The organism is Collinsella sp. TM06-3, from assembly GCF_003436395.1.
In the GTDB taxonomy this organism is placed as follows: Bacteria; Actinomycetota; Coriobacteriia; order Coriobacteriales; family Coriobacteriaceae; genus Collinsella.
In genome coordinates, this window is sequence record NZ_QSPG01000005.1 from 20,880 (window position 1) to 43,190 (window position 22,311).

At 60.0% G+C, this 22,311-nt stretch carries 15 protein-coding genes; 12 read left to right on the forward strand and 3 right to left on the reverse strand.

The features are described from left to right. Positions 1–214 precede the first annotated feature (214 nt). Positions 215–1,231, reverse strand: coding sequence for a LacI family DNA-binding transcriptional regulator (locus DXD56_RS03220; protein WP_117640050.1), 1,017 nt, complete (start codon positions 1,229–1,231; stop codon positions 215–217). A gap of 376 nt (positions 1,232–1,607) precedes the next feature. On the opposite strand from DXD56_RS03220, the gene DXD56_RS03225 reads away from it, so the two are divergent. The 8 genes from DXD56_RS03225 (at position 1,608) to DXD56_RS03260 (ending at position 10,910) form a co-directional block, all read left to right on the forward strand. Next, positions 1,608–4,616 (forward strand): glycoside hydrolase family 2 TIM barrel-domain containing protein, encoded by a 3,009-nt coding sequence (locus DXD56_RS03225; RefSeq protein WP_117583377.1) that lies wholly within the window; start codon positions 1,608–1,610, stop codon positions 4,614–4,616. A gap of 3 nt (positions 4,617–4,619) precedes the next feature. Beyond that, the gene (locus DXD56_RS03230; protein ID WP_117563669.1) at positions 4,620–5,075 is read left to right on the forward strand and encodes a hypothetical protein; all 456 of its coding nucleotides are present in this window, start codon (positions 4,620–4,622) and stop codon (positions 5,073–5,075) included. Positions 5,076–5,228: 153 nt separating this feature from the next. Continuing rightward, on the forward strand, positions 5,229–6,692 hold the full coding sequence (locus DXD56_RS03235; RefSeq protein WP_117640052.1) for an amino acid permease: 1,464 nt from the start codon (positions 5,229–5,231) through the stop codon (positions 6,690–6,692). Between the two features lie 421 nt (positions 6,693–7,113). Continuing rightward, positions 7,114–7,362, forward strand: a complete 249-nt coding sequence (locus DXD56_RS03240) for an HPr family phosphocarrier protein (protein ID WP_022094361.1) — start codon at positions 7,114–7,116, stop codon at positions 7,360–7,362. Positions 7,363–7,550: 188 nt separating this feature from the next. Further along, entirely contained in the window at positions 7,551–7,793 is a 243-nt protein-coding gene (locus DXD56_RS03245) for a FeoA family protein (RefSeq protein WP_022094360.1), read from the forward strand. 39 nt (positions 7,794–7,832) lie between these two features. Further along, positions 7,833–8,054, forward strand: a complete 222-nt coding sequence (locus DXD56_RS03250; protein WP_006234774.1) for a FeoA family protein — start codon at positions 7,833–7,835, stop codon at positions 8,052–8,054. A 123-nt stretch (positions 8,055–8,177) separates the two neighbouring features. After that, positions 8,178–10,505, forward strand: a complete 2,328-nt coding sequence (locus DXD56_RS03255; protein ID WP_117628963.1) for a ferrous iron transporter B — start codon at positions 8,178–8,180, stop codon at positions 10,503–10,505. A 204-nt stretch (positions 10,506–10,709) separates the two neighbouring features. Then, positions 10,710–10,910: a hypothetical protein gene (locus DXD56_RS03260; protein WP_035136858.1), complete on the forward strand. Its 201-nt coding sequence runs from the start codon at positions 10,710–10,712 to the stop codon at positions 10,908–10,910. A 291-nt stretch (positions 10,911–11,201) separates the two neighbouring features. On the opposite strand, the gene DXD56_RS03265 is transcribed toward DXD56_RS03260, so the two are convergent. Together DXD56_RS03265 and DXD56_RS03270 are read right to left on the reverse strand one after the other, a co-directional pair. Further along, on the reverse strand, positions 11,202–11,906 hold the full coding sequence (locus DXD56_RS03265; protein ID WP_117583373.1) for a response regulator: 705 nt from the start codon (positions 11,904–11,906) through the stop codon (positions 11,202–11,204). Next, positions 11,899–14,634: a sensor histidine kinase KdpD gene (locus DXD56_RS03270; protein ID WP_117583372.1), complete on the reverse strand. Its 2,736-nt coding sequence runs from the start codon at positions 14,632–14,634 to the stop codon at positions 11,899–11,901. Before DXD56_RS03270 ends, DXD56_RS03265 begins: the two co-directional genes overlap by 8 nt. Before the next feature lie 334 nt (positions 14,635–14,968). On the opposite strand from DXD56_RS03270, the gene kdpA reads away from it, so the two are divergent. From kdpA to DXD56_RS03290, 4 genes are all read left to right on the forward strand, one after another. Continuing rightward, positions 14,969–16,792: a potassium-transporting ATPase subunit KdpA gene (gene kdpA, locus DXD56_RS03275; protein ID WP_117628962.1), complete on the forward strand. Its 1,824-nt coding sequence runs from the start codon at positions 14,969–14,971 to the stop codon at positions 16,790–16,792. Between the two features lie 16 nt (positions 16,793–16,808). After that, positions 16,809–18,869 carry a potassium-transporting ATPase subunit KdpB gene (gene kdpB / locus DXD56_RS03280; RefSeq protein WP_117583370.1) on the forward strand — a complete coding sequence of 687 codons (2,061 nt, stop codon included), beginning with the start codon at positions 16,809–16,811 and terminating at the stop codon, positions 18,867–18,869. A 12-nt stretch (positions 18,870–18,881) separates the two neighbouring features. Continuing rightward, positions 18,882–19,472, forward strand: coding sequence for a potassium-transporting ATPase subunit KdpC (gene kdpC, locus DXD56_RS03285; RefSeq protein ID WP_117583369.1), 591 nt, complete (start codon positions 18,882–18,884; stop codon positions 19,470–19,472). Between the two features lie 248 nt (positions 19,473–19,720). Continuing rightward, the gene (locus DXD56_RS03290) at positions 19,721–21,670 is read left to right on the forward strand and encodes an NAD(P)/FAD-dependent oxidoreductase (RefSeq protein WP_117583368.1); all 1,950 of its coding nucleotides are present in this window, start codon (positions 19,721–19,723) and stop codon (positions 21,668–21,670) included. Positions 21,671–22,311: the final 641 nt, after the last annotated feature.

Consider the following 22,311-nt stretch of genomic DNA (forward strand, 5'->3'; position numbering starts at 1 on the left):
GGGAAGGACGTGTGCTTTCCCTCGTTTTTTATACGCCGAGGTTGCGAGGGCATAGGGTGACCGGACGTCGCGGAAACTGCGACCCAGAATCCAGCCAAATAACGGGTCGCACTTTCCGGTTGAGCTTCTGGCGGAAAGTACATCCCAGAATCGGCGTTCGGAATGGGCCGGGCTTTCCGCTAAAGCAGCCTAGCGGAAAGCCCGGCCCAGTTTCCTACAGTGAGTCTCTCTGAACGAGCTGCATGTGCATGACGGTGGTGGTGGGTACGGCGCCATTGATCATATCGAGCGCAATGCCTGCGGCCATGTGGCCTTCCTCGCGAAGCGGCTGACGAATGGTCGTCAACGCGGGGACGCTGCGAGCTGCGACCTCGTGGTCATCGAAGCCCACGACCGAAACGTCTTTGGGTACGCTAATTCCTGCTTCGTTGAATGCGGCGATAACGCCGGTTGCGATACGGTCCGATCCGCATAGCACGCCGTCGGCACGTATTTCGCGCGCGAGCAACCGCCGCGTGGCTTGGTAGCCGTCTCCGCTGCTCCATCCGGTATAGATGACATTTTCATCCGGAAGGCTTTCGCCCAAAATTGCACGGTAGCCGCGAAGGCGGTCGATGACGGCGGGGTTATCCTGCGGCCCCAGCACGGCAACGATGTCCTTGCGTCCGCGATCTTTCATAGCGAGCGCCGCAAAGCGTCCGCCCTCTTCGTCGTCGGAGTAGACCGTCGAGAACACGTCGCGATAGGGATGGCCCTCGAGCTGGCCGCATAACACAGTGGGTACGCCCAGCTCGCGCAGCACCTCGAGCAGCTCACTGCCCTTGTAGGGCGAGACGTCGATGACGGCGTCAAACGAGCGGCGCTCAAAATGCTCGCGTGCGCGGTTGCGCTCATGCGAGGAAGATGCCTGCAAGATCACGGGCAAGTAAGACGACTCCGAAAGTTCCTCGGTAATGCCGCTTAAAAACTCACTGTAGGTGGGATCGCTAAACAGCTCGCTCAAAGGCTCGGTAACCAGCACGGCGATAATTTCCGTGCGTCCGACGGCGAGCGCCCGGCCGCGTGCGTTGGGAACGAAGTTAACCTTTTTCGCCGCTGCGCGGACACGCTTTTTAGTTTCCTCGCTAATGCGGGGGGAGTCGTTGAGGGCGCGCGATGCCGTGGAGCGCGAAACACCGGCAGCTTCAGCAACCTCGGCAAGCGTGGGTGCGGTGCGTGCTGGTTGGGTCATGGCGTCTCCTGTGCAATTGGGTCGGTGGGCTATCGATAAAGGCTAATGCGGATACAGATTACTATAGCGCGCGTGAACGGCGTCCATGGTATCCGGTGACCGGTGTCGTTTTGCAATCAAACTGCGACTGAGCACGGCATGTATGGGCGAGACATAGGCAGGCGCGACAGTTGCCTGTGAGTTCAAGAACGATGCCCCGTGCTGTGCACCTAAGCTTAGGGTGACATAAGTAGCATGGTTGTACAACCGGTTGCACCGTTAATCCGACAAAATCGACCGTTCGGCGGACAACCGGTTGCACAGATTTTTGTACCGCCCGTAAGATAAGGACAACCGGTTGCACAAAGAAGCACTACGATGACGAAGGAGCATCACCATGGACGCCATTAACGATTGGGAAAACCAAGCGCTCACCCACAGGAACCGCCTGGCACCCCATGCGTACTTTATGGGTTATGAGGCCGCCGATCTCGCCGCTACGTACAGCCGCGAGCTGTCGCGCGGATTTGTCCAGCTGTCCGGCTCGTGGCAGTTCCGCCTTTTTGAGGGCCCCGCGGCCGTCTCCAACGAAGCACTTTGCACGTACAAGCCCGAGTGGGATCACGTGGAGGTTCCGCACCTGTGGCAGGTAGACGGCTATGGCAACCTTGCCTACACCGACGAGGGTTTTCCGTTCCCGGTGGATCAGCCGTTCGTTCCCTCCGACGACCCTACGGGCGTCTACCAGCGCATCGTCAAACTTCCCGCCGTGCCTGCCGGCGCTCGCGAGATTATTCGCTTCGACGGTATCGAGAGCTACGGCGAGCTGTATGTCAACGGCAAGTTTATCGGCATGACCAAGGGTTCGCGCCTGTCCGCCGAGTTTGACGTGACCGACGCGCTCGTCGAGGGCGACAACCTGTTTGCGGTCAAGGTTCTGCAGTACAGCGATGGTAGCTACATCGAGGACCAGGACATGTGGTGGGCATCGGGCATCTTCCGCGATGTGTACCTCATGCAGCGTCCCGCCGCGCATCTGGTCGACTTTAGGTTCCGCACGCACCGCGAGGGCGATGCCGCTCTGATCACGCTCGATACGGTTGCCGAGGGCGCAAGTCGCGTCGTGTATACGCTCAGCGATGGCCAGAATGTGGTCGCTACGGGCGAGTGCGTCGACGGCCATGCCGAGTGCAGCGTTGCCGATGCCCACTTCTGGAACCCCGAGGACCCCTTCCTCTATGACCTTACGCTTGAGGTCTACGACGGCGACGAGGTCAGCGAGTACGTTCCGCATCGCCAAGGCCTTGCCGAGGTGACGGTCGAGGGCAATCATATCTACCTCAACGGCACCTACTTTAAGATGCATGGCGTCAACCGCCACGACCACGACGATCACAAGGGCCGCGCCGTGGGTCTCGAGCGCATGCGCCGCGACCTGGAGCTCATGAAGCAGCACAACATCAACGCGGTGCGCACGTCCCACTACGCCAACGATCCGCGCTTCTACGAGCTGTGCGACGAGTACGGCATCATGCTGGTCGCCGAGACCGATATGGAGAGCCACGGCTTCGAGAATATCGGCAATATCGCCCTGGTCACCGACGACCCTGCCTGGGAGCCGGCTTACGTTGACCGTGTTGAGCGCCTGGTGATGCAGGAACGCAACCACGCGTGCATCATCATGTGGTCGATGGGCAACGAGAGCGGCTATGGCTGCAACATCCGCGCGATGTACGCCAAAGCTCACGAGCTCGACGGTCGTCCGGTCCACTACGAGGAGGATCGCAACGCCGATACCGTCGACGTCATTTCCACCATGTACTCCCGCGTGTCGCAGATGAACGACTTTGGCGAGCATCCGTTCCCCAAGCCGCGCATCAACTGCGAGTACGGCCACTCCATGGGTAATGGTCCCGGAGGCCTGTCCGAGTACCAGGAGGTCTTCGATCGCTGGGATTGCATCCAAGGCCAGTTTATTTGGGAATGGTGCGACCACGGTTTGGCTGCTGTGACCGAGGACGGCGTTGCCTACGACATGTATGGCGGCGACAACGGCGATTACCCCAACAACAGCAACTTCTGCATCGACGGCATGGTGTTCCCCTGGCAGCAGCCGAGCCCGGGCCTTACCGAGTACGGCCAGGTCATCTGCCCGGTTCGCATGGCCTACGATGCCGAGGCGGGCGAGCTGACCGTCACCAACAAGCGTTGGTTTACCACCCTCGAGGATGTCTGCCTGTCGGCGGAGACCCTGGTGGACGGCGACGTGGTCTGCCGCAAGACGCTCATGCCCGGTGCGGTTGCCCCCGGCGAGTCCGTCCAGCTTCCGCTGGTGATTCGCGAGGCCGCAGTGGGCGAGACCCTGCTGACCGTGCACGCCTACACCATGGCGGCTCACGCCTGGTGCGAGCCGATGTTCCAACTGGGTGCAAGCCAGTTTGCCATCGCAAACCATCCGGCGCCGGCAATTGCCGCCCCCACTCGTCCTGAGCTTACGGTCGAGGAGACCGAGCAGGAGATTCGTATTCGCTCCCTCAACGGCGAGCTGACCTTCAGCAAGGTCAACGGTACCGTGAGCGAGTGGAAGGCATCCGGTCGCGACGTCATGACCTCCGGTCCCCAGGTTGGTTTTTGGCATCCGCTCGTCGATAACCACGCCCAGGAGTACGACTCCCTGTGGAAGGATAACTTCATCGATGTGATGCAGACGTCTACCCGCAATGTTTCTTGGAAGCAGGACGACAATGCGGTTGTCGTTACCGTGAGCCAGCGTATCGCTCCTCCCGTCCGCGCGTTCGGCATGCGCGTCGAGCTCGTCTATACCGTGCTTCCGAGTGGCCGCGTCGACCTCAAGGTTTCCGGCGAGCCCTACGGCGACTATTCGGACATTATCCCGCGCATCGGCATCTCCTTCGAGGTCCCCGGTTGTGATCGTGCCGTCGAGTGGTATGGCCACGGCCCGGGCGAGAACTATCCGGACTCGCTGCGCGCCAACCCGGTCGGTCATTACCGCACTACGGTCGACGACATGTTCACGCCCTACGTTATGCCCCAGGACTGCGCCAACCGCGAGGGTACCCGCTGGGTCGCCCTGCGCTCCAGCCACGGTGACGGTCTGGTCGTGACGCGTCCGAGCGACGCCGCTTCCAATCCGTTCTCGTTCTCCGCATGGCCCTATAGCTGCGAGGCTATCGATAATGCCAAGCATGTCTACGATCTTGTCCCGGGCGACACGGTTACGGTCAACATCAACGACCAGCTGCTCGGCCTTGGCTCGAACTCTTGGGGTTCCGAGGTGCTCGATTCCTATCGCACCCGTTTTGAGAGCTTCAGCTTTGAGGTGTCCCTGCGACCGCTGACGTCTGCCGATCTGGCTCAGGCGCTGGCACCCATTAAGGAGGCATAAGTCATGCATATCTTTAACTCGCGTGCCGATTTCGACGCCCAGATGAAGTCCGTCAAGAAGTGGATGCGTACCGGTCAGGCACTCGACGGCGTTTCTGAACTGCAGCACGATGTGGCGTACTCTATCGGCGACTCGCTGGTGTATTGGTGGGTGAACGCCCACGAGGCGGCTACTGCCGATCTGGTCGGTCACCGTCGCTACCATGCCGTGCTCGCCCCGCTCGACGGCAATCTGACCGTTGAGGTGGCTTCCAAGGCCGATCTTACCTGTACGCGCGCCTACAGCGATATCGATGATCGCGAGCGCTTTGAGGGTACGGGGGAGACCGTGACGATTCCCACCGGCGGCGTTGCCGTCGTCGAAATTGACGAGGCCTACCGTGTCGTGGCCGATGCCGCGGATCCCCGCGTCGTGGTGCTGCACGTGACAGTCGAAGGTTATTCCTTCCCCAACAAGTAGTATTCGTCCGCCTGGACGTTTGCTTCGCGCCGTTAAGGGGGATGGCTTTGTTGACTCCCTTTTCCCCATTCCCCTTAGCAGGTGCGCCGTCCGTGTTTGCACTTGCAGCTCGGACGGTTTTAGATGACATTTAACAGATGATTGGGAGGGCTTATGAGCTCTGAAAAACGAGGAACGATTGGTTCGTTCGCTCTGCTGGGCATGACGGTCGCCGCCGTGTTCGGTATCAAGAACATCATCAACAACAACGCGGCCATCGGCTTGGCAGCTGCGCCGTCGTTCTTCTTCGCCACGCTTTTGTACTTTGTCCCCTATACCCTGGTTACCGCCGAGTTCGTCGGCCTCAACAAGGACTCCGAGTCTGGCGTGTACGCATGGATTAAGACCTCGATGGGTGGTCGCTGGGCGTTCCTGACGGCATTTAGCTACTGGTTCGTTAACCTGTTCTTCTTTGCGTCCGTCCTGCCCAACGTCATCATCTACGCGAGCTACGTGTTCTTTGGTGCCAACGCCGAGCTTTCGCAGCTGTGGATCACCATTATCGAGATCGTCGTCTTTGCTATCGCCACGTGGGTTTCGACCAAGGGCGCTAAGTGGATCGGCTCCATTTCCTCCTTCGGTTCGACCGCGGCTCTCGGCCTGACCGCCGTGTTCATCCTGCTGTCCCTGGCTGCTGCCTTTGGCGGCGTTGAGTTCGCTACGGCTCCTACTCCCGCTAACATGGCTCCCGACATGAGCAACTTCGCAACTGCGTGGGGCTTCTTCGGTACGCTTGCCTGGATCATCCAGGGCGTTGGCGGCGCTGAGTCTGTCGGCGTGTTCCTTAACGACCTTAAGGGTGGCGTCAAGGCCTTCGTGCGCACCGTCGTTATCGCCGGCCTGACCATCGGCCTTCTGTATGCAGGCGCTTCGCTGCTGGTTAACCTGTTCATCCCCGAGGGCGGCGTTGCCATCTCCACCGGTATCTTCGACGTATTCGGCGCTGTCTTTGCCCACTTTGGCATTCCCATGGAAGTGTCTACGCGCGCCATCGGCTTGATCCTTCTCGCCGCCACGCTGGGCTCCCTCATGATGTGGACCTCTGCTCCCATCAAGGTTTTCTTCACCGAGATCCCCAAGGGCGTCTTTGGTAGCAAGATCGTCGAGCTCAACGAGCATGGCATTCCTGCCCGCGCTGCTTGGCTGCAGTTCGCCATCGTCGTCCCCATCCTGATCATTCCGGCCCTGGGCTCCGGTAACCTCGACGACCTGCTCATGATCGTTACCAACATGACTGCTGCCACCGCTCTGCTCCCACCGCTGCTGATTTTGCTTGCCTACTTTATGCTGCGCAAGAACTTTGACGCCGCTCCCCGTGGCTTCCGCATGGGTTCGCGCCGCTTTGGCCTGGTCGTTGCCGCATTCCTGCTTGTGGTCTTCTGCTTCGTGCTTATCTGCGGCACCATTCCGCTCGATCAGCCGCTGTGGCTGACGCTGGTCTACGACGTTGGCGGCGTGGTTGTCTTCTTGGGCCTTGCCGTGATGTGGTACAACCGCTACATCAACCGCCTGCGCGAGACCGATCCCGAGGCCGCCGAGAACGAGCTTCGCCCTTCCGTCCTCGATATGATGGAGTAGCGGCTAGGATTAATCTACGGCTGTGGAATAAATCGATTCCCTTTCCTAAGGAGGGGCCTTACGAGGCCCCTCCTTTTGTGTTTTGGGGCATGGTTTTGGCCCCCGTGGTCAAAAAATGCCAAATATGAGTACTGTTGCAAAAGAAGTGCCATATTTTTCGGCCTGCTCTGAGCGAAAATGGGCTCAAAATCGATTTATCTAACTCCCTTTAAAGGGCGTTTGACGGCTTTCAACCTCTTCGAATCGCTCAAGCTAGGCAATTTGCTCTCGATTTTGCTGCTACTAAATTTGTGACAGTACTCATATTTGCCACTTTTTGACCACGGGGTATCCGGAGGGGCCCTCGATAAGCATCTAACGCTACAATAACTACCACGTGGCTGGGTTTGCCGGCCGAATGTGTGATGTCGTGGGAGGGGACATGGTCGAGTTTACAAAGACGATTAAAGATCCGTTGGGACTACACGCCCGCCCGGTTGCGCTGCTCTATGACATCATTGCCAAGCACCGTAGCGACGTGTCGGTCAGCATCGGCGACCGCCATACCGACGGTCGCGATGTCATGGGCCTCATGGCTCTCTACGGCGAGTGCGGCGAGGACATCATCTTTCGCGTTTCGGGCGTAGACGAGGCTTCCTGCGTTACGTCGATCAGAAACCTCTCGCTCTAAGCATGACAGGGCGCGGCAAAGGACAGCTCTTTGCCGCGCCTTTTTGTTTCATATAGGAAACTTTTTCGAAATCTGAATAGGGACCCTTTCCAAAAAGTTAACCACGTGCTAGTTTACTAAAGCGAACATAGACGTGGTTAACTTTTATCGCGTCGATGTTGAGGACGAACTGACGTTAGGAGCCACTCATGTCTTGCGGACCGCAGATGCCGGCCATGCCGCTTTCGATGGTAAAAGCGGGCGAAACCGTGCGCGTGTCTCGTGTAAAGGGCAATGAGGACATGAAGCACCACCTCAAGGACCTCGGCTTTGTCGAGGGCAACGAAATCCACGTGGTGAGCTCGAGTGGCGCCAATATCATCGTCACGGTGCTGGGCGCACGCTTTGGCATCGATTCCAAGGTTGCCATGCACATCATGACCGTCGGTTAGTCCGCAGCATTTCATAAAAACTGAAAGGGGGACAAGAGGATGAAGACGTTGGGTGACGTTAAGGTGGGCGAGAGCTCTACCATCGTCAAGCTTCACGGTGAGGGTGCGCTTCGCCGTCACCTTATGGACCTGGGGCTCATCAAGGGCACTTCGTTCAAGGTCGTGAAGGTTGCACCGCTCGGTGATCCGGTCGAGATCAACGTGCGCGGCTACGAGCTTTCCATCCGCAAGGAGGAGGCTGCCGTCGTCGAGGTCCAGTAAGGGCTCGCGGCGCATATATCTGCAGATAAAGTTAGGTTTTTCTAACTTAATGCAGCATCTTTGAAGCACATTATCCAGCCTGCGCGGAGAAAGCAGCGCAGGCACACAAGGAAGAAGGATTGAATGGCGGATTCTCAGATCCATGTCGCGCTGGCGGGTAACCCCAACTGCGGCAAGACCACGCTTTTCAACCTGATCACCGGCGCCAACGGCTACGTTGGCAACTGGCCCGGCGTCACGGTTGAGAAAAAGGAGGCCAAGCTCCTAAGCGACAAGAACGTTACCATCACGGACCTCCCTGGCATCTACTCGCTTTCCCCCTACAGCCCTGAGGAGCAGTGCTCGCGCGATTACCTCATGAGCGGCGAGCCCGATGTCGTCGTCCAGGTGGTCGACGCCACCAACCTCGAGCGTAACCTGTACCTGGCGCTTCAGGTTATCGAGACCGGCCTGCCCGTGGTCGTTGCCCTCAACATGGCCGACCTGGTCGAGAAGAACGGCGATAAGATCGACACGGACAAGCTCTCCAAGAAGCTCGGTTGTCCGGTCATGATGATCTCGGCCCTTAAGAACAAGGGCATCAAGGAGCTGTTCGAGCAGGTCAAGAAGTCCGCTGCTTCCAAGGGCCAGGTGCCGGAGCACAAGTTCGATTCCTCCATCGAGGACGTTCTGGACCACATCGAGAACAATCTGCCGGCGAGCGTTCCCGCCAACAAGCGCCGCTACTACGCTGTCAAGCTGTTCGAGCGCGATGCGGACGCCTGCAAGCTCATCAACCTCACCAAGGAGAAGGCCGCTCGCGTCGAAGGTCTGGTCGCTCAGTGCGAGCAGGACTGCGACGATGACGCCGAGTCCATCATCACCGGCGAGCGTTACGGCGTGATTGCCCACATCATTGACGAGTGCCTCACCAAGGCTCCGGCAAAGATGAGCACCTCCGAGAAGATCGACCGCGTGGTTACCAACCGTATCCTGGGCCTGCCGATCTTTGTGGTCATCATGTTCTGCGTGTACTACATCGCCGTTTCTACCTTGGGCGGCACGGTGACCGACTTCACCAACGACCAGCTCTTCGGTACCGACGGTTGGTACGTGCTCGGTCAGGGCCGCGACGCCTACGACGCGGCCGTCGAGGCTGCGGGCGACAATGCCGACTCGGTCGACCCGGCACAGTACGGCCCCTATGTTCCTGGTATTACCACCATGGTCCACGACGCCCTTGTGGCGGGCGGCACCGAGGACGGTGGCCTGGTCGATTCGCTGGTCTGCGACGGCATCGTCGGCGGCCTGGGCGCCATCTTCGGCTTTGTCCCGCAGATGTTCCTGCTGTTCGTCATGCTGTCCTTCCTGGAGGACTGCGGCTATATGGCCCGCGTCGCCTTCATCATGGACCGCGTGTTCCGTCGCTTTGGCCTGTCCGGTAAGTCGTTCATCCCCATGCTCGTATCCTCGGGCTGCGGCGTCCCCGGCGTCATGGCCACCAAGACCATCGAGAACGAGAAGGACCGCCGCATGACGGTCATGACCACCACGTTTATTCCCTGTGGCGCTAAGCTGCCGATCATCGCCCTGCTCATGGGTTCCATCATCGGCGATTCTTCCACCACCGCCGCGTGGATCAGCCCGCTCTTCTACTTCCTGGGCGTCTTTGCCGTCATCGCTTCGGGCCTCATGCTCAAGAAGACCAAGCTCTTCGCCGGCCGCCCGACGCCGTTCGTTATGGAGCTTCCCGCCTACCACTTCCCGGCGATCCGCTCTTGGGCGCTGCACGTGTGGGAGCGCTGCTGGGCCTTTATCAAGAAGGCCGGCACGGTCATCTTCGCGTCCACCGTCGTTGTTTGGTTCCTGTCCAACTTTGGTAGCTACAACGGCACGTTTGGCTTCCTGCCTGCTATGGAGGGCATCCCCGAGGAGTTCATGGACTACTCCGTGCTTGCCATGCTGGGCAACCTGGTCGCCTGGATCTTCGCCCCGCTCGGCTTTAGCACCTGGCAGGCAACTGCGCTGACCGTCTCGGGCCTTGTCGCTAAGGAGAACGTCGTCGCCACCGCCGGTTCGCTGCTGTCCGTCGCCGACGCCGGCGAGACCGACCCGAGCCTGTGGACCGCGTTCGCCGGCATGTTCCCGACTATGGGCGCTTGCGTTGCCTTTGGTGCGTTCAACCTGCTGTGCGCTCCGTGCTTTGCCGCCATGGGCACTATCCGCAACCAGATGGATTCCGGCAAGTGGACCGCCATCGCGATCGGTTACGAGTGCGCCTTTGCTTGGGTCATTGGTCTGTTCATCAACCAGTTCTACAACCTGTTCGTTCTTGGACAGTTTGGTATCTGGACGGTTGTGGCCATCGTGCTGCTGGTTGCGATGCTCTTCCAGATCTTCCGTCCCATGCCTAAACATGCTTGGACCGACGAGGACGAGACCAACACTGCTTCCGCCGCAGTTTCCGCTTAAGTCCGAATAAGGATTAGCCCCTTTCCATGAGCCCGGGTGTCCCAGCGACACTCGGGCTTTTTGGTGCAATGGGGGACAGATTGCTTTGCTCCAGAAGTAAGATGTGGCGTTTCCGCAGATAAAACCGACCAAAACAAACCTGTCCCTTTTTGGCAGGTGGAAGATGGGGTAAAGTAAGTGGTGGTTAACTAGAGGAGGCTTACTATGGCACCTATCGATATTGTTGTGTTGGCTGTTATCGGCATTGCGTTTGTCGCCGTGTGCGTGCGTATCTACCGAAAGGGCACCTGCGCCGACTGCGCCCAGGGTGGCGTTTGTACGGGGCATTGCTCCAACAAAAAGACCTGCGCCGCACTTAAGGGCGTAGACAAAATCGCCGAAGACTTGGGCCGCGGTATCAAATAAAGGTCCAGGCACCCAAGCGCCTCGCGAGCATCCGTTCGCGGGGCGCTTTGCACATTTGGGGGAGAGTGTGGCGAGTTGAAGAGTATTTTTGGGTATCGCTAACTATGTGGTCAACGGCCCGCTCACCGTGGTCCATGCCGTAGCGAGCGCCAATCTCGCCGTCGAAGGCATGACCAACTACCTGGGCCTCTAACTCCATCCCGCCCATCAGTTGCGGTGAAATACAGACTGTTTTGGCCGTCAAAGGCCTTATCTACTCCGTATTCCACCGCAACTTTTTTGTGGGGTGGGCTAGAGACGCTGCATGCGGTACCCGACACCCATGTGCGTCTGAATCATCTTGGGGTGAGAGGGGTCTGCCTCGATCTTCTTGCGCAGGGTGCGCATGAACACGCGCAGGCTCGCCAGATCGCTGTCCCAGCTCGTGCCCCATATCTCGCGGGTGATGAAGGTGTGGGTGAGCACCTTGTCGACGTTTTTCGCCAGAAGGACGAGCAATTTGTACTCGGTTGGGGTGAGCGAGAGCTCGCGTCCGTCTTTCGTCGCGTATCCCGCGGCGTAGTCGATATGCAGCGGACCGTTGTCGAACGTGCTCGCTTCTGTCGATTCGCTTGACGCCATCGAGGAGCGCCTCAAATTCGCACGGACGCGCGCGAGCAACTCATCCACAGAAAAGGGCTTGGTGAGGTAGTCGTCTGCCCCTGCGTCAAGTGCTGCAATCTTGTCGGAATCTTCGGTGCGCGCCGAAATGACGATAATGGGGACTGCCGACCAGCTTCGGATCTTCGTGATGACCTCGATACCGTCAATGTCGGGAAGGCCGAGGTCGAGCATGATGAGGCTGGGGCCGTGCGACACCGCATCCATGATGGCGGCCTGGCCGTTGCAAACCTTGCTCACGACATAGCCGTGGAGGTCAAGCGCGGTCGAAACGAGGTTTTGAACGGTCAGGTCATCTTCGACCAGGAGGATGCGTGGCTTAGCGGCATTATTCATGAATCTCGATCTCCTCGGCGGGCAGGGTAAAACGGAAGACGGCCCCATGGGGGTGGTTGTCGCGAGCTTCGATGACGCCGCCATGCGCCTCCACGATGGAGCGGCAGAGCGACAGCCCAAGGCCGATGCTTCGACGCGAATCCACGGGCCGCGTATTGCGTGAGGTGAAGAAGCGCTCAAAGATATGAGGCTTGTCGCAGTCTGCCACACCCGGCCCATCGTCTGCGACGTCCACCACGACGAACGCACCCTCGCGACGTGCGCTGATGGTGACAGTCGAGTCCTCGGGCGTGTATTTGAAGGCGTTCATGATGAGATTCGTAAGCACCTGCATGATGAGATGGACGTCGATGCGTACCAGCAGGATGTCGTCAGTGTGCTCGATGGTGACGGTACGTCCATGCGATGCTTGGGCGACATGGCTGAGGGCGGCCTCGATGACCTCGTCGATGAGCTCGGATGTGAAGTTGAGGCAAATGGTGCCATCCTCGACGCGTGTGATGGCGAGGAGGTTCTCCACGGTATCGATAAGCCAGAGGGAGTCGTCGTAGATGGCATCGGCAAGATCGCAGCGTTGTTCGAGGCTGAGCTTCTCGTCGCTCTTCCGAAGGATTGCCGCAGATCCGGATATAGCCGTGAGTGGTGTCCTCAAATCGTGGCCGATGGAGCGCAAAAGGTTGGCGCGCAGCTGCTCGTTTTTCGCCAAGACCGCAGCCTCTTCGCGCTCTTGCGCCGCCCGGTCGCTTTCGAGCGCCAAGGCGCATTCGCCTACGATAGATAGGACGATCGAATGCTCGAAGGCTTCGATCTCGCGCCCCTCCAGGTCGATGCCGATGACACCGAATACCTTGTCGCCGGTGCGAACCGCGAGGTAGAGGCAGCGCGCCTCGGGCAGGGTCCGCGTGCTTGCGCCCGCGCGTTTGTTGTTGGTGTAGGTCCAGGTTGCAACAGCGCGCTCGTAGTCGGTGAGCAGCGACGCGGATCGGTTTTCGGTGCCAGCGGACTCATAGAGCGTCTTGCCGAGCGTGCCGTGTTCGGCGGTGTAGAAGACCACGTCGAGTTTTAGCAGTTTGATGAGTTGGTTCATGGCGACGCGGGCACACTCCTCCGCGCTATGGGCTTGCTGCAAGAGCTGGTTCGTTTCGAGGAGTACGCGCGTTTTGAATGCGTTCTCGGCGGAGGTACGGGCGTTGTCGGCGATGCGCGCAGTTAACTCGCCGGCGACCATAGCGGTAGCGAACATGATGCCGAACGTGACCAGATAGCTTCGGTCGTAGCTGGCGAGCGAAAACAGAGGCGTTACGAAGCAGAAGTTGTAAAGCACTACAGAGAGCACGCTCGATACGATCGTGCAGATACGCCCCGTCGTGGTGACGGCGGTCAGCAGGGCCGTGAGGATATAGAGGGATATGATGCTGGAATCGGCAAATCCCAGATGGCGGAAAGCCGTGCCGATCGCTGTGGCGACAAGAGAGAGGGCCAGCGTGCGAAGCACGTTTCGGCTGCTGGGCGGCTGCAGGGCGAGCGCATGGCGGCGTCCTTTGGGTCGGGAGGGCGGAGTCGACTGGTCTGGAATGATGTAAATGTCGAGGTTCGGGGCGAATGTTATGAGCTGTTCTACGAGAGATTTGCGGCCAAAGAGGGCCTGACGGACGCTGCTGTGCTCGCCCGTGCGCCCCATGACGATCTTCGAAATACCCGACAGGCGTGCGAACTCGGAGATCTGAAACGCGACGTCGTCGCCATAGACGGTTTCCATATGTGCTCCGAGCTGCTCGGCTAGGGCGATATTGTCTGCAAGCTTGGCGCGCTCATCATCGCTCATGGCTTGCGTGCGCGGGCTCTCTACGAACAGGGCGACGAGCTCGCTGCGAAACGCTTTCGCCATGCGTGCGGCGGCACGGACGATGCGGGGATTGGTCGGCGCCGGGGAGACACAGACTAAGATACGCTCCCTGGTGTAGTAGTCACGGTTTCCCAGCACGCGTGCGGCGTCTGTGAGGTGGCCGGTGCGATCGGCGCAGCGGCGCAGCGCGATTTCTCGGAGTGCGGTGAGGTTCTCGACGGTAAAAAAATGCTGTTGCGCTCGCTCGGCTTGTGCGGGACGGTAGACGAGGCCGGCGCGAAGGCGCTCAAGTAGGTCTTCGGGCTCTATGTCAACGAGCTCGACCTGGTCGGCATCATCGAAGATGCGGTCGGGGATTCGTTCGCTCACGACAACGCCGGTGATGGATGCAACCATGTCGTTTAGGCTCTCGATATGCTGAACGTTCACAGTCGTATAGACGTCGATGCCTGCATGTAGAAGTTCCTCGACGTCTTGATAACGTTTGTCGTGGCGAGACCCCGGCGCATTCGTATGGGCGAGCTCGTCGACAAGGATGAGCTGAGGGGCGCGTTCGATAGCCGCATCTAGATCGAACTCGCTGAGCGCAATGCCGTTGTGCTCAGCGAGTTTACAGGGCACGTTCTCAAGCCCTTGTGCAAGATGGGCAGTTGCCGGACGTTCGTGCGGCTCGATGTATCCCGCGACGACGTCGACACCTCGCCGCTTGGCGGCGTGGGCGGCTTGAAGCATCGCATAGGTTTTGCCTGCACCAGCAGCGTAGCCAAAGAAAATCTTGAGGTGTCCCCGGCTGGTTCGAGCGTCATCGGCGGCCTCGTCTTTCTCAATTGCCTTGAGGATGAGGTCTGGATTGACGCGAGTGTCCGATGCGTCGCGCTGCATAGCGTAGCCTTTCTGAAACGTTGCCCATGCGTGCATACGCGGTGAGGACGCCACTGTATGCTCGCGAGGTCGAGTATAGGCGCACTGCAGCCGCAATAGTGCTTTCTACCTGCATCTTTACGGCATCTTAAGGTCGTGAGCCCCGGCCCTCACGCCTCTTTAATCTCTAGAAGCGTTTACTGTCCCCAGGCGCTTGCGAGAGCAGACGTCCGAGACATCGGACCGCGCGTGAAAGGGGCGGTAAATGAACATCCTCATTCCCATCATCGGAGTCGTCTGCATTGGACTCCTTATCTATTACATCTACATTCTGATGAGGAGTGATTCGTAAACTATGGACGCTGCGATTCAGTACATCTTGTACTTTGCCGTGCTCGTCGTCCTGGCCGTTCCGCTCGGTCGGTTCATGGCCCATATCATGGATGGTGAGCATACGTTCCTGTCGCCTGTGATTGCTCCTGTGGAGCGTGGCGTCTATCGTCTGCTTCGCATCGACGCGGCAGAGCAGATGGGGTGTAGGCGCTACCTGGCGAGCGTGCTGGTCTTTTCGGGGATCGGCCTCGTGGTCCTTGTGGCACTTCAAGCGCTTCAGTCCTTCTTGCCAGGCAATCCCCAGCACCTGCCGGGTGTGCCATGGGACCTGTCGTTCAATACGGCTGCTTCCTTCATAACCAACACCAACTGGCAGTCCTACTCCGGCGAGACCACCCTGTCCTACCTTGTGCAGTTCATGGGTCTCACCGTGCAGAACTTCGTTTCCGCTGGCACCGGTATCGCGGTCATGTTCGCGCTGATTCGTGGCTTCCGTCAGGTCAAGGAGCAGAGCTTGGGTTCCTTCTGGGTCGACCTCACCCGCACCGTCCTGTATGTGCTCATCCCGCTGAACCTCGTGTTCGGCATCTGCCTGGCTGCCGGTGGCGTCATCTCCAACTTCCAGCCGGCTCAGAAGGCTGAGCTCGTAGAGCCCGTCGCCGTCCAGCCTAATGCAGACGGCGGCTGGAGCGTCCTCGACGGCGCCCAGATCGAGGGCGACACGGTCAAGGTCGACGGCAAGGTTGTCGAGGGCGCGCGCGTGGTCACCGAGCAGTTCCTGCCCCAGGGTCCTGCGGCTCCTCAGGTCGCCATCAAGCAGTCCGGAACCAACGGCGGCGGCTTCTTCGGCGTGAACTCCGCCCATCCGTATGAGAACCCCAGTGCCTTCACCAACATCATCGAGATGACCAGCCTGCTGCTGATCCCGGCTGCCTGCTGCTTCACCTTCGGTATCGGCGTCAAGAACACCAAGCAGGGCAAGGCCATCTTTGCCGCCATGTTCATCCTGCTGGTGATCTTCACCGGCATCATCGCCGTCAACGAGCATGCGGGCACCCCGCAGCTGGCCGATGGCGGAGCGGTCAATATCGAGATGACCGACGGCCAAGCCGGCGGCAACATGGAGGGCAAGGAGAGCCGCTTCGGTATCGTCACCTCCTCCACGTGGTCGGCTTACACCACCGCCGCTTCCAACGGCTCGGTTAACTCCATGCACGACTCCTACACCCCGCTGGGCGGTTTTGTCCAGATGCTCCAGATGGCTCTGGGCGAGGTTGTCTTCGGCGGCGTGGGCTGCGGCCTGTACGGCATGATCGGCTTCGCCATCCTCACAGTGTTCATCGCCGGCCTTATGGTCGGCCGCACGCCCGAGTTCCTGGGCAAGAAGATCGAGCCGGGCGAGATGCGCTGGGCAGTTGTCCTGTGCCTGGCAACTCCGTTTGCCATTCTGGTGTGCTCGGCCATCGCCTGCATGGTGCCCGGTCTTGCCGACCAGCTCAACAATGGTGGCGCGCACGGCTTCTCCGAGGTGCTGTATGCCTTCACCTCATGCGGCGGCAACAACGGCTCGGCGTTTGCAGGTATGAACTGCAACATTCCCTGGATCAACGTCATGCTCGGCCTCGAGATGCTGTTCGCCCGCTTCATGCCCATCATCGGTACGCTGGCTATCGCCGGCTCGCTGGCCAAGAAGGGTAAGGTCGCCGAGAGCGCCGGTACCCTGTCTACCACCAACGGCATGTTCGTATTCCTGCTCGTGTTCATCGTTCTGCTGATCGGTGCCCTGAGCTTCTTCCCGGCCCTGGCGCTTGGCCCCGTTGCCGAGTTCTTCCAGATGATTGCGTAAAGGAGGGCGCAGATTTATGACTATGCAAAAAGACATGATGGGCCGCGCGGTCCGCGACTCGTTTGCCAAGCTGGACCCTCGCGTCCAGATTCAAAACCCGGTCATGTTCCTGGTGTGGCTTTCAGCCGTCATGACCTCCGTCCTGGTCGTCGCTTCCATCTTCGGTGTGCGGGACGCGGGTGTGCCCACCTACTATGTGGTCGCCATCGCGGTCATCCTGTGGCTCACCGACCTGTTCTCGAACTTCGCCGAGGCGCTTGCCGAGGGCCGCGGTAAGGCTCAGGCTGATTCTCTGCGTGCGGCCAAGAAGGATGTCGAGGCCCATCGCATCGAGTCCGTTGAGGACAAGGAGCACTTCACCGTCGTTCCCGGCACCGAGCTCACGCGCGGCGACCTGGTGATCGTACGCGCCGGCGAGCAGATTCCCGGCGACGGCGACGTCATCGAGGGCGCTGCCTCCGTTGACGAGTCCGCCATCACCGGCGAGTCCGCCCCCGTGGTCCGCGAGGCCGGCGGCGACCGCTCTGCCGTTACCGGCGGTACCACGGTGCTGTCCGACTGGATCATCGTCAAGATCTCCAGTGAGCCCGGCCAGAGCTTCCTGGACAAGATGATCGCGATGGTCGAGGGTGCCGCGCGCAAGAAGACCCCTAACGAGATCGCTCTGGAGATCTTCCTGGTGGCCCTTTCCATCGTCTTTATTCTGGTCACGCTGGCCCTGTATTGTTACTCCTGCTTCTCGGTCGGTCTTAACGACATGGTCAACCCCACGGCCGTGACCACGCTCGTGGCGCTGCTCGTGTGCCTGGCTCCCACTACCATCGGCGCCCTTCTGTCCGCCATCGGCATCGCCGGCATGAGCCGTCTGAACGAGGCCAACGTGCTGGCCATGTCCGGCCGCGCCATCGAGGCCGCCGGCGACGTCGACATCCTCATGCTCGACAAGACCGGCACCATCACCCTGGGTAACCGCCAAGCCGCCGAGTTCATCCCGGTCGACGGCGTCGATCCCGCGGAGCTGGCCGATGCCGCCCAGCTTTCCTCGCTGGCCGACGAGACCCCCGAGGGCCGTTCCATCGTCGTGCTCGCCAAGGAGCAGTTCGGTCTGCGCGGCCGCACGCTCGAGGATAAGGGCATGGAGTTCATCCCGTTCACCGCGGCAACGCGTATGTCCGGCGTGAACTACGAGGGCAATGAGATCCGCAAGGGCGCTGCCGATTCCGTGCGCACCTATCTGGAGGCAGCCGGCGGCGTGTTCTCCCAGGAGTGCGAAGAGGCCGTCGAACGCATCGCCAAGGCCGGCGGCACCCCGCTGGTCGTGACCAAGAACTGCCGCGTGCTGGGCGTTGTGTACCTCAAGGACATCATCAAGTCCGGCGTTAAGGAGAAGTTCGCCGACCTGCGCAAGATGGGCATCAAGACCATCATGGTGACGGGCGACAATCCGCTCACCGCCGCGGCAATCGCCGCCGAGGCCGGCGTTGACGACTTCCTGGCCGAGGCCACCCCTGAAGGCAAACTCGAGAAGATCCGCGAGTTCCAGCGTGAGGGTCACCTGGTCGCCATGACCGGCGACGGCACCAACGACGCGCCCGCTCTGGCCCAGGCCGACGTCGCCGTGGCCATGAACACGGGCACCCAGGCTGCCAAGGAGGCCGGCAACATGGTCGACCTCGACTCCAGCCCCACCAAGCTCATCGAGGTCGTGCGTATTGGCAAGCAGCTGCTCATGACCCGCGGCTCGCTCACGACCTTCTCGGTGGCCAACGACGTGGCGAAGTACTTCGCTATCATCCCGGCCCTGTTCTCGCCGATCTATTCGGGACTGGGCGCCCTCAACATCCTGAGCCTCACCAACCCGTTGACGGCCGTGCTGTCCGCCATCATCTACAACGCGCTGGTCATCGTCGCGCTAATTCCGGCGGCTCTCAAGGGCGTCAAGTACCGCGAGGTTCCATCCGGCCAGCTGTTGACCCATAACCTGCTGGTGTGGGGTCTGGGCGGCATCGTGGCGCCGTTCGTATTCATCAAGATTATCGACATGCTGCTGGCCTTGTTCGGCATTGGCATGATGTAGACGGAGGTTTGTATGTTCAAAGGTATCGCATCGCGCGCACTTGGCGTGTTCGCGCTGTTTACCATCGTCTGCGGCCTGGGATACACGCTCGTGGTGACCGGCGTCGTGCAGCTTGCGTTTCCGTACCAGGCGAACGGATCGCTTATTACGGTCGACGGCAAGGTTGTGGGTTCCGAGCTCATCGGCCAGAACTTCGATGACGAAGCCCACATGTGGGGTCGTATCCAGAACGTGTCAATTGTCGAAGGCGAAGACGGCGAGCTCATGGCGTATGGTGCCCCGTCCAACCTGTCCCCGGCGAGTGAGAAGTATCGGCAGCTTGTGGATGCGCGCGTGAAGAAGATTCGCGCCGCCAACTCCGATGCCGATATGGACGCTGTGCCCGTCGACCTGGTGACGTGTTCGGGGTCCGGCCTCGACCCGGAGATCTCTCCGGATGCCGCCGAGTACCAGGTCCCGCGCCTTGCCAAGGCCACGGGCAAGAGCGAAGACGAGGTGCGCGAGATCATCGCCCAGTGCACCAAGGGCCGTTTCCTCGGCGTGTTCGGCGAGCCCACGGTTAACGTGCTCAAGGTGAACCTTATGCTGGACGGCGCGCTGTAAGTGAGGGAGTGGCGGATGAGGGCATGACTGACTATCTGAGCCCTCAATTCCACCCCGCCCATCGGTTGCGGTGAAATACGGACTGTTTTGGCTGTCAAAAGTCTCATCTACTCCGTATTCCACCGCAACTTTTTTGTGAGGGTCGGGATTGAAGGTGGGGAGTGCGAGCGAGTGCGAATGCGGCGGATACTGATACGATAAGTACGTTAGTAACTGCCGCCGAGCGGCTCAAACGAAAGGAAGCCTGCATGGAGTCTTCTGCCTATCCAATGCTCTTTAGCCCGATCAAGGTCGGTACGACCGAGGTCAAGAACCGCGTCTTTATGCCGCCAGTGTCAACCAACCTGGCCGATCATGGCTATGTGACCGACGACTTGGTCGATCATTACCGCGCCCGCGCCAAGGGCGGCGTGGGCCTCATCATCACCGAGGTCGTGACGGTCGAGCCCACCTATACCTATCTGCCGGGTGACATGTGCTGCTACGACGACACGTTTATCCCCGGCTGGGAAAAGCTCGCCGCGGCCGTCCACGAGTACGGCTGCAAGATCATGCCGCAGCTCTTCCACCCCGCCTACATGGCCTTTAACATTCCAGGCACGCCGCGCCTGATCGCCCCGTCCTTTGTGGGCCCGTCCTATGCCCGCGAGGCACCGCGTCCCATCACGGTTGACGAGATCCACGAGCTCACGCATCAGTTCGGCGACGCTGCCGTGCGTATGCAGAAGGCCGGCGTCGATGGCGTCGAGGTCCATGCGGCGCACGCCCACGGTATGCTCGGCGGCTTTTTGACTCCGCTCTACAACAAGCGTACCGACGAGTACGGCGGCTCGCTCGACGCCCGCATGCGCTTCCTGCTCGAGGTCATCGCCGAGATTCGCGAGCGCTGCGGCAAGGACTTCATTATCGACGTCCGTATCTCGGGCGACGAGTACACCGATGGCGGCCTGACCCTCAACGACATGATCTACGTCTCGCGTCGCCTGGAGAAGGCCGGCGTCGACATGATTCATGTGTCGGGCGGCACCACCATCAAGCGTGGCTCCGCAATTCCCGCCGCCGGTACGCAGCAGGCCTCGCATGCCGCCTGCTCGCGCGAGATTAAGAAGCACGTCAACATTCCCGTTGCCACGGTCGGCCGCATCAACGAGGCCTGGATCGCCGAGGAGCTGATCGAGGACGGCGCCGCCGACATCTGCATGATGGGCCGCGCCAATCTGTGCGATGCCGAGTTCTGCAATAAGGCGGCTGCCGGCAACGCCGACGAGATCCGTCCCTGCATCGGCTGCCTGCGCTGCCTGAACGGCATCATGTTTGGCAAGCGCATCTCCTGCACCGTCAACCCGGACGTCGAGCGCGACGAGGCCGGCTACGAGCCTGCCGCCGAGGCCAAGAACGTGCTCGTCGTGGGCGCCGGTCCCGCTGGCATGGAGGCGGCCTACATTGCCGCCAAGCGCGGCCATAACGTGGTGCTCGTGGATAAGCAGGACGAACCGGGCGGCGAGATGCGCATCGCGGCCGTTCCGCCGGCAAAGCAGGAGCTCACTCGTGTGATCAAGTACCAGTACCGTCGCCTGGCCGAGGCCGGCGTCACGTGCGTATTTGGCACTGAGCTTACTGCCGAGGACATTCAGCGTGACTACGCCGGCTACGAGGTCGTCCTAGCTTATGGCGCCGAGCCCATCGCTCCGGCCTTCATGCAGGGCTTTAAGCAGGTTATGACGGCTGACGACCTGTTGGGCGGCAAGGCTTTTCCGGGCAAGAAGATCGTCATCGTGGGCGGCGGCACCGTCGGCTGCGAGACGGCCGATTACCTGGCCCCGTTGGTCAACGACCTGTCGCCGGCCAATCGCGATGTCACCGTCATCGAGATGACCAAGACGCTCGCCGCCAACGAGGGCGGTGCCGGCCGCGCGGTGCTCATCACGCGCATGCTCTCCAAGGGTGTCCACGTGCTGACTGAGGCCAAGGTGACCGAGATTACCGAGGATGCTATCAGCTACGAGAAGGACGGCGAGGTCCACACCATCACCGGTGCCGATACGCTGGTGCTTGCCATGGGCTATCGTCCCAATACCAAGCTGGCAGACGACCTGGCTGCAGCCGGTGTTGCCACCCACGTGCTGGGCGATGCCAACAAGTGCGGTAACATTCGCGACGCCATCGGCGATGGCTACAAGGTTGCCTGCGAGCTCTAGTTAACCCTTTGTTGCGTGGGGGCCAGGTTACTTTGCGCTAAGTTGATGCATGTAAACCTGACCCCATTGCACCATTTGATAAAACGCAAGCGCTCGCTGCCTGCGTTTTATCAAAGAAAGATTATTGTCGAGCCTTAAATGCCTTTTGTTTGTGTGCCTTCCGCAATCATATTGCGGTTGTAGACCAGGTGCAGATACATCGCATCGTGAGCGGCGGTGGGGTTGCGCGTCTCAATGGCGTCGGCCACACCGTGGTGCGTGCGGATGGTCTCCTCGACGAACTTTTTTGCCCGTTACGTCGATAAAGAGGGGAACGGATGCCTTGAGCACACCCATCAGACGGGTAACGGCGAGGTTGCCGCCATCCCAGGGCGGCTTCATGGGGTAGCGCCCGTACGCATCGAATTTTTCCTCTCATAGATGTGCGGCACAAAGAGCCCCGAGTTCATACGAGCTCGGGGCTCTTTTCGTTTGGATTTCAGACGTATTGACAGACGAAAACAGTCTGCGTCCGGTATTGAGCCATACGAAAGCGAAATTATGCGTCTTAATTCCGTACGCAAATCAAGACGAAAACAGTTTGCGTCTTATATAAATCAGTACGCAAACGGTTTTCGTCTTATAATACGGTTATGAATGGT

Bases quoted from the DNA above. Each gene is read 5' to 3' on its own strand.
- DXD56_RS03220 (WP_117640050.1), bottom strand. From the start codon at position 1,231: ATGACCCAACCAGCACGCACCGCACCCACGCTTGCCGAGGTTGCTGAA.
- DXD56_RS03225 (WP_117583377.1), top strand. From the start codon at position 1,608: ATGGACGCCATTAACGATTGGGAAAACCAAGCGCTCACCCACAGGAAC.
- DXD56_RS03230 (WP_117563669.1), top strand. From the start codon at position 4,620: ATGCATATCTTTAACTCGCGTGCCGATTTCGACGCCCAGATGAAGTCC.
- DXD56_RS03235 (WP_117640052.1), top strand. From the start codon at position 5,229: ATGAGCTCTGAAAAACGAGGAACGATTGGTTCGTTCGCTCTGCTGGGC.
- DXD56_RS03240 (WP_022094361.1), top strand. From the start codon at position 7,114: ATGGTCGAGTTTACAAAGACGATTAAAGATCCGTTGGGACTACACGCC.
- DXD56_RS03245 (WP_022094360.1), top strand. From the start codon at position 7,551: ATGTCTTGCGGACCGCAGATGCCGGCCATGCCGCTTTCGATGGTAAAA.
- DXD56_RS03250 (WP_006234774.1), top strand. From the start codon at position 7,833: ATGAAGACGTTGGGTGACGTTAAGGTGGGCGAGAGCTCTACCATCGTC.
- DXD56_RS03255 (WP_117628963.1), top strand. From the start codon at position 8,178: ATGGCGGATTCTCAGATCCATGTCGCGCTGGCGGGTAACCCCAACTGC.
- DXD56_RS03260 (WP_035136858.1), top strand. From the start codon at position 10,710: ATGGCACCTATCGATATTGTTGTGTTGGCTGTTATCGGCATTGCGTTT.
- DXD56_RS03265 (WP_117583373.1), bottom strand. From the start codon at position 11,906: ATGAATAATGCCGCTAAGCCACGCATCCTCCTGGTCGAAGATGACCTG.
- DXD56_RS03270 (WP_117583372.1), bottom strand. From the start codon at position 14,634: ATGCAGCGCGACGCATCGGACACTCGCGTCAATCCAGACCTCATCCTC.
- kdpA (WP_117628962.1), top strand. From the start codon at position 14,969: ATGGACGCTGCGATTCAGTACATCTTGTACTTTGCCGTGCTCGTCGTC.
- kdpB (WP_117583370.1), top strand. From the start codon at position 16,809: ATGACTATGCAAAAAGACATGATGGGCCGCGCGGTCCGCGACTCGTTT.
- kdpC (WP_117583369.1), top strand. From the start codon at position 18,882: ATGTTCAAAGGTATCGCATCGCGCGCACTTGGCGTGTTCGCGCTGTTT.
- DXD56_RS03290 (WP_117583368.1), top strand. From the start codon at position 19,721: ATGGAGTCTTCTGCCTATCCAATGCTCTTTAGCCCGATCAAGGTCGGT.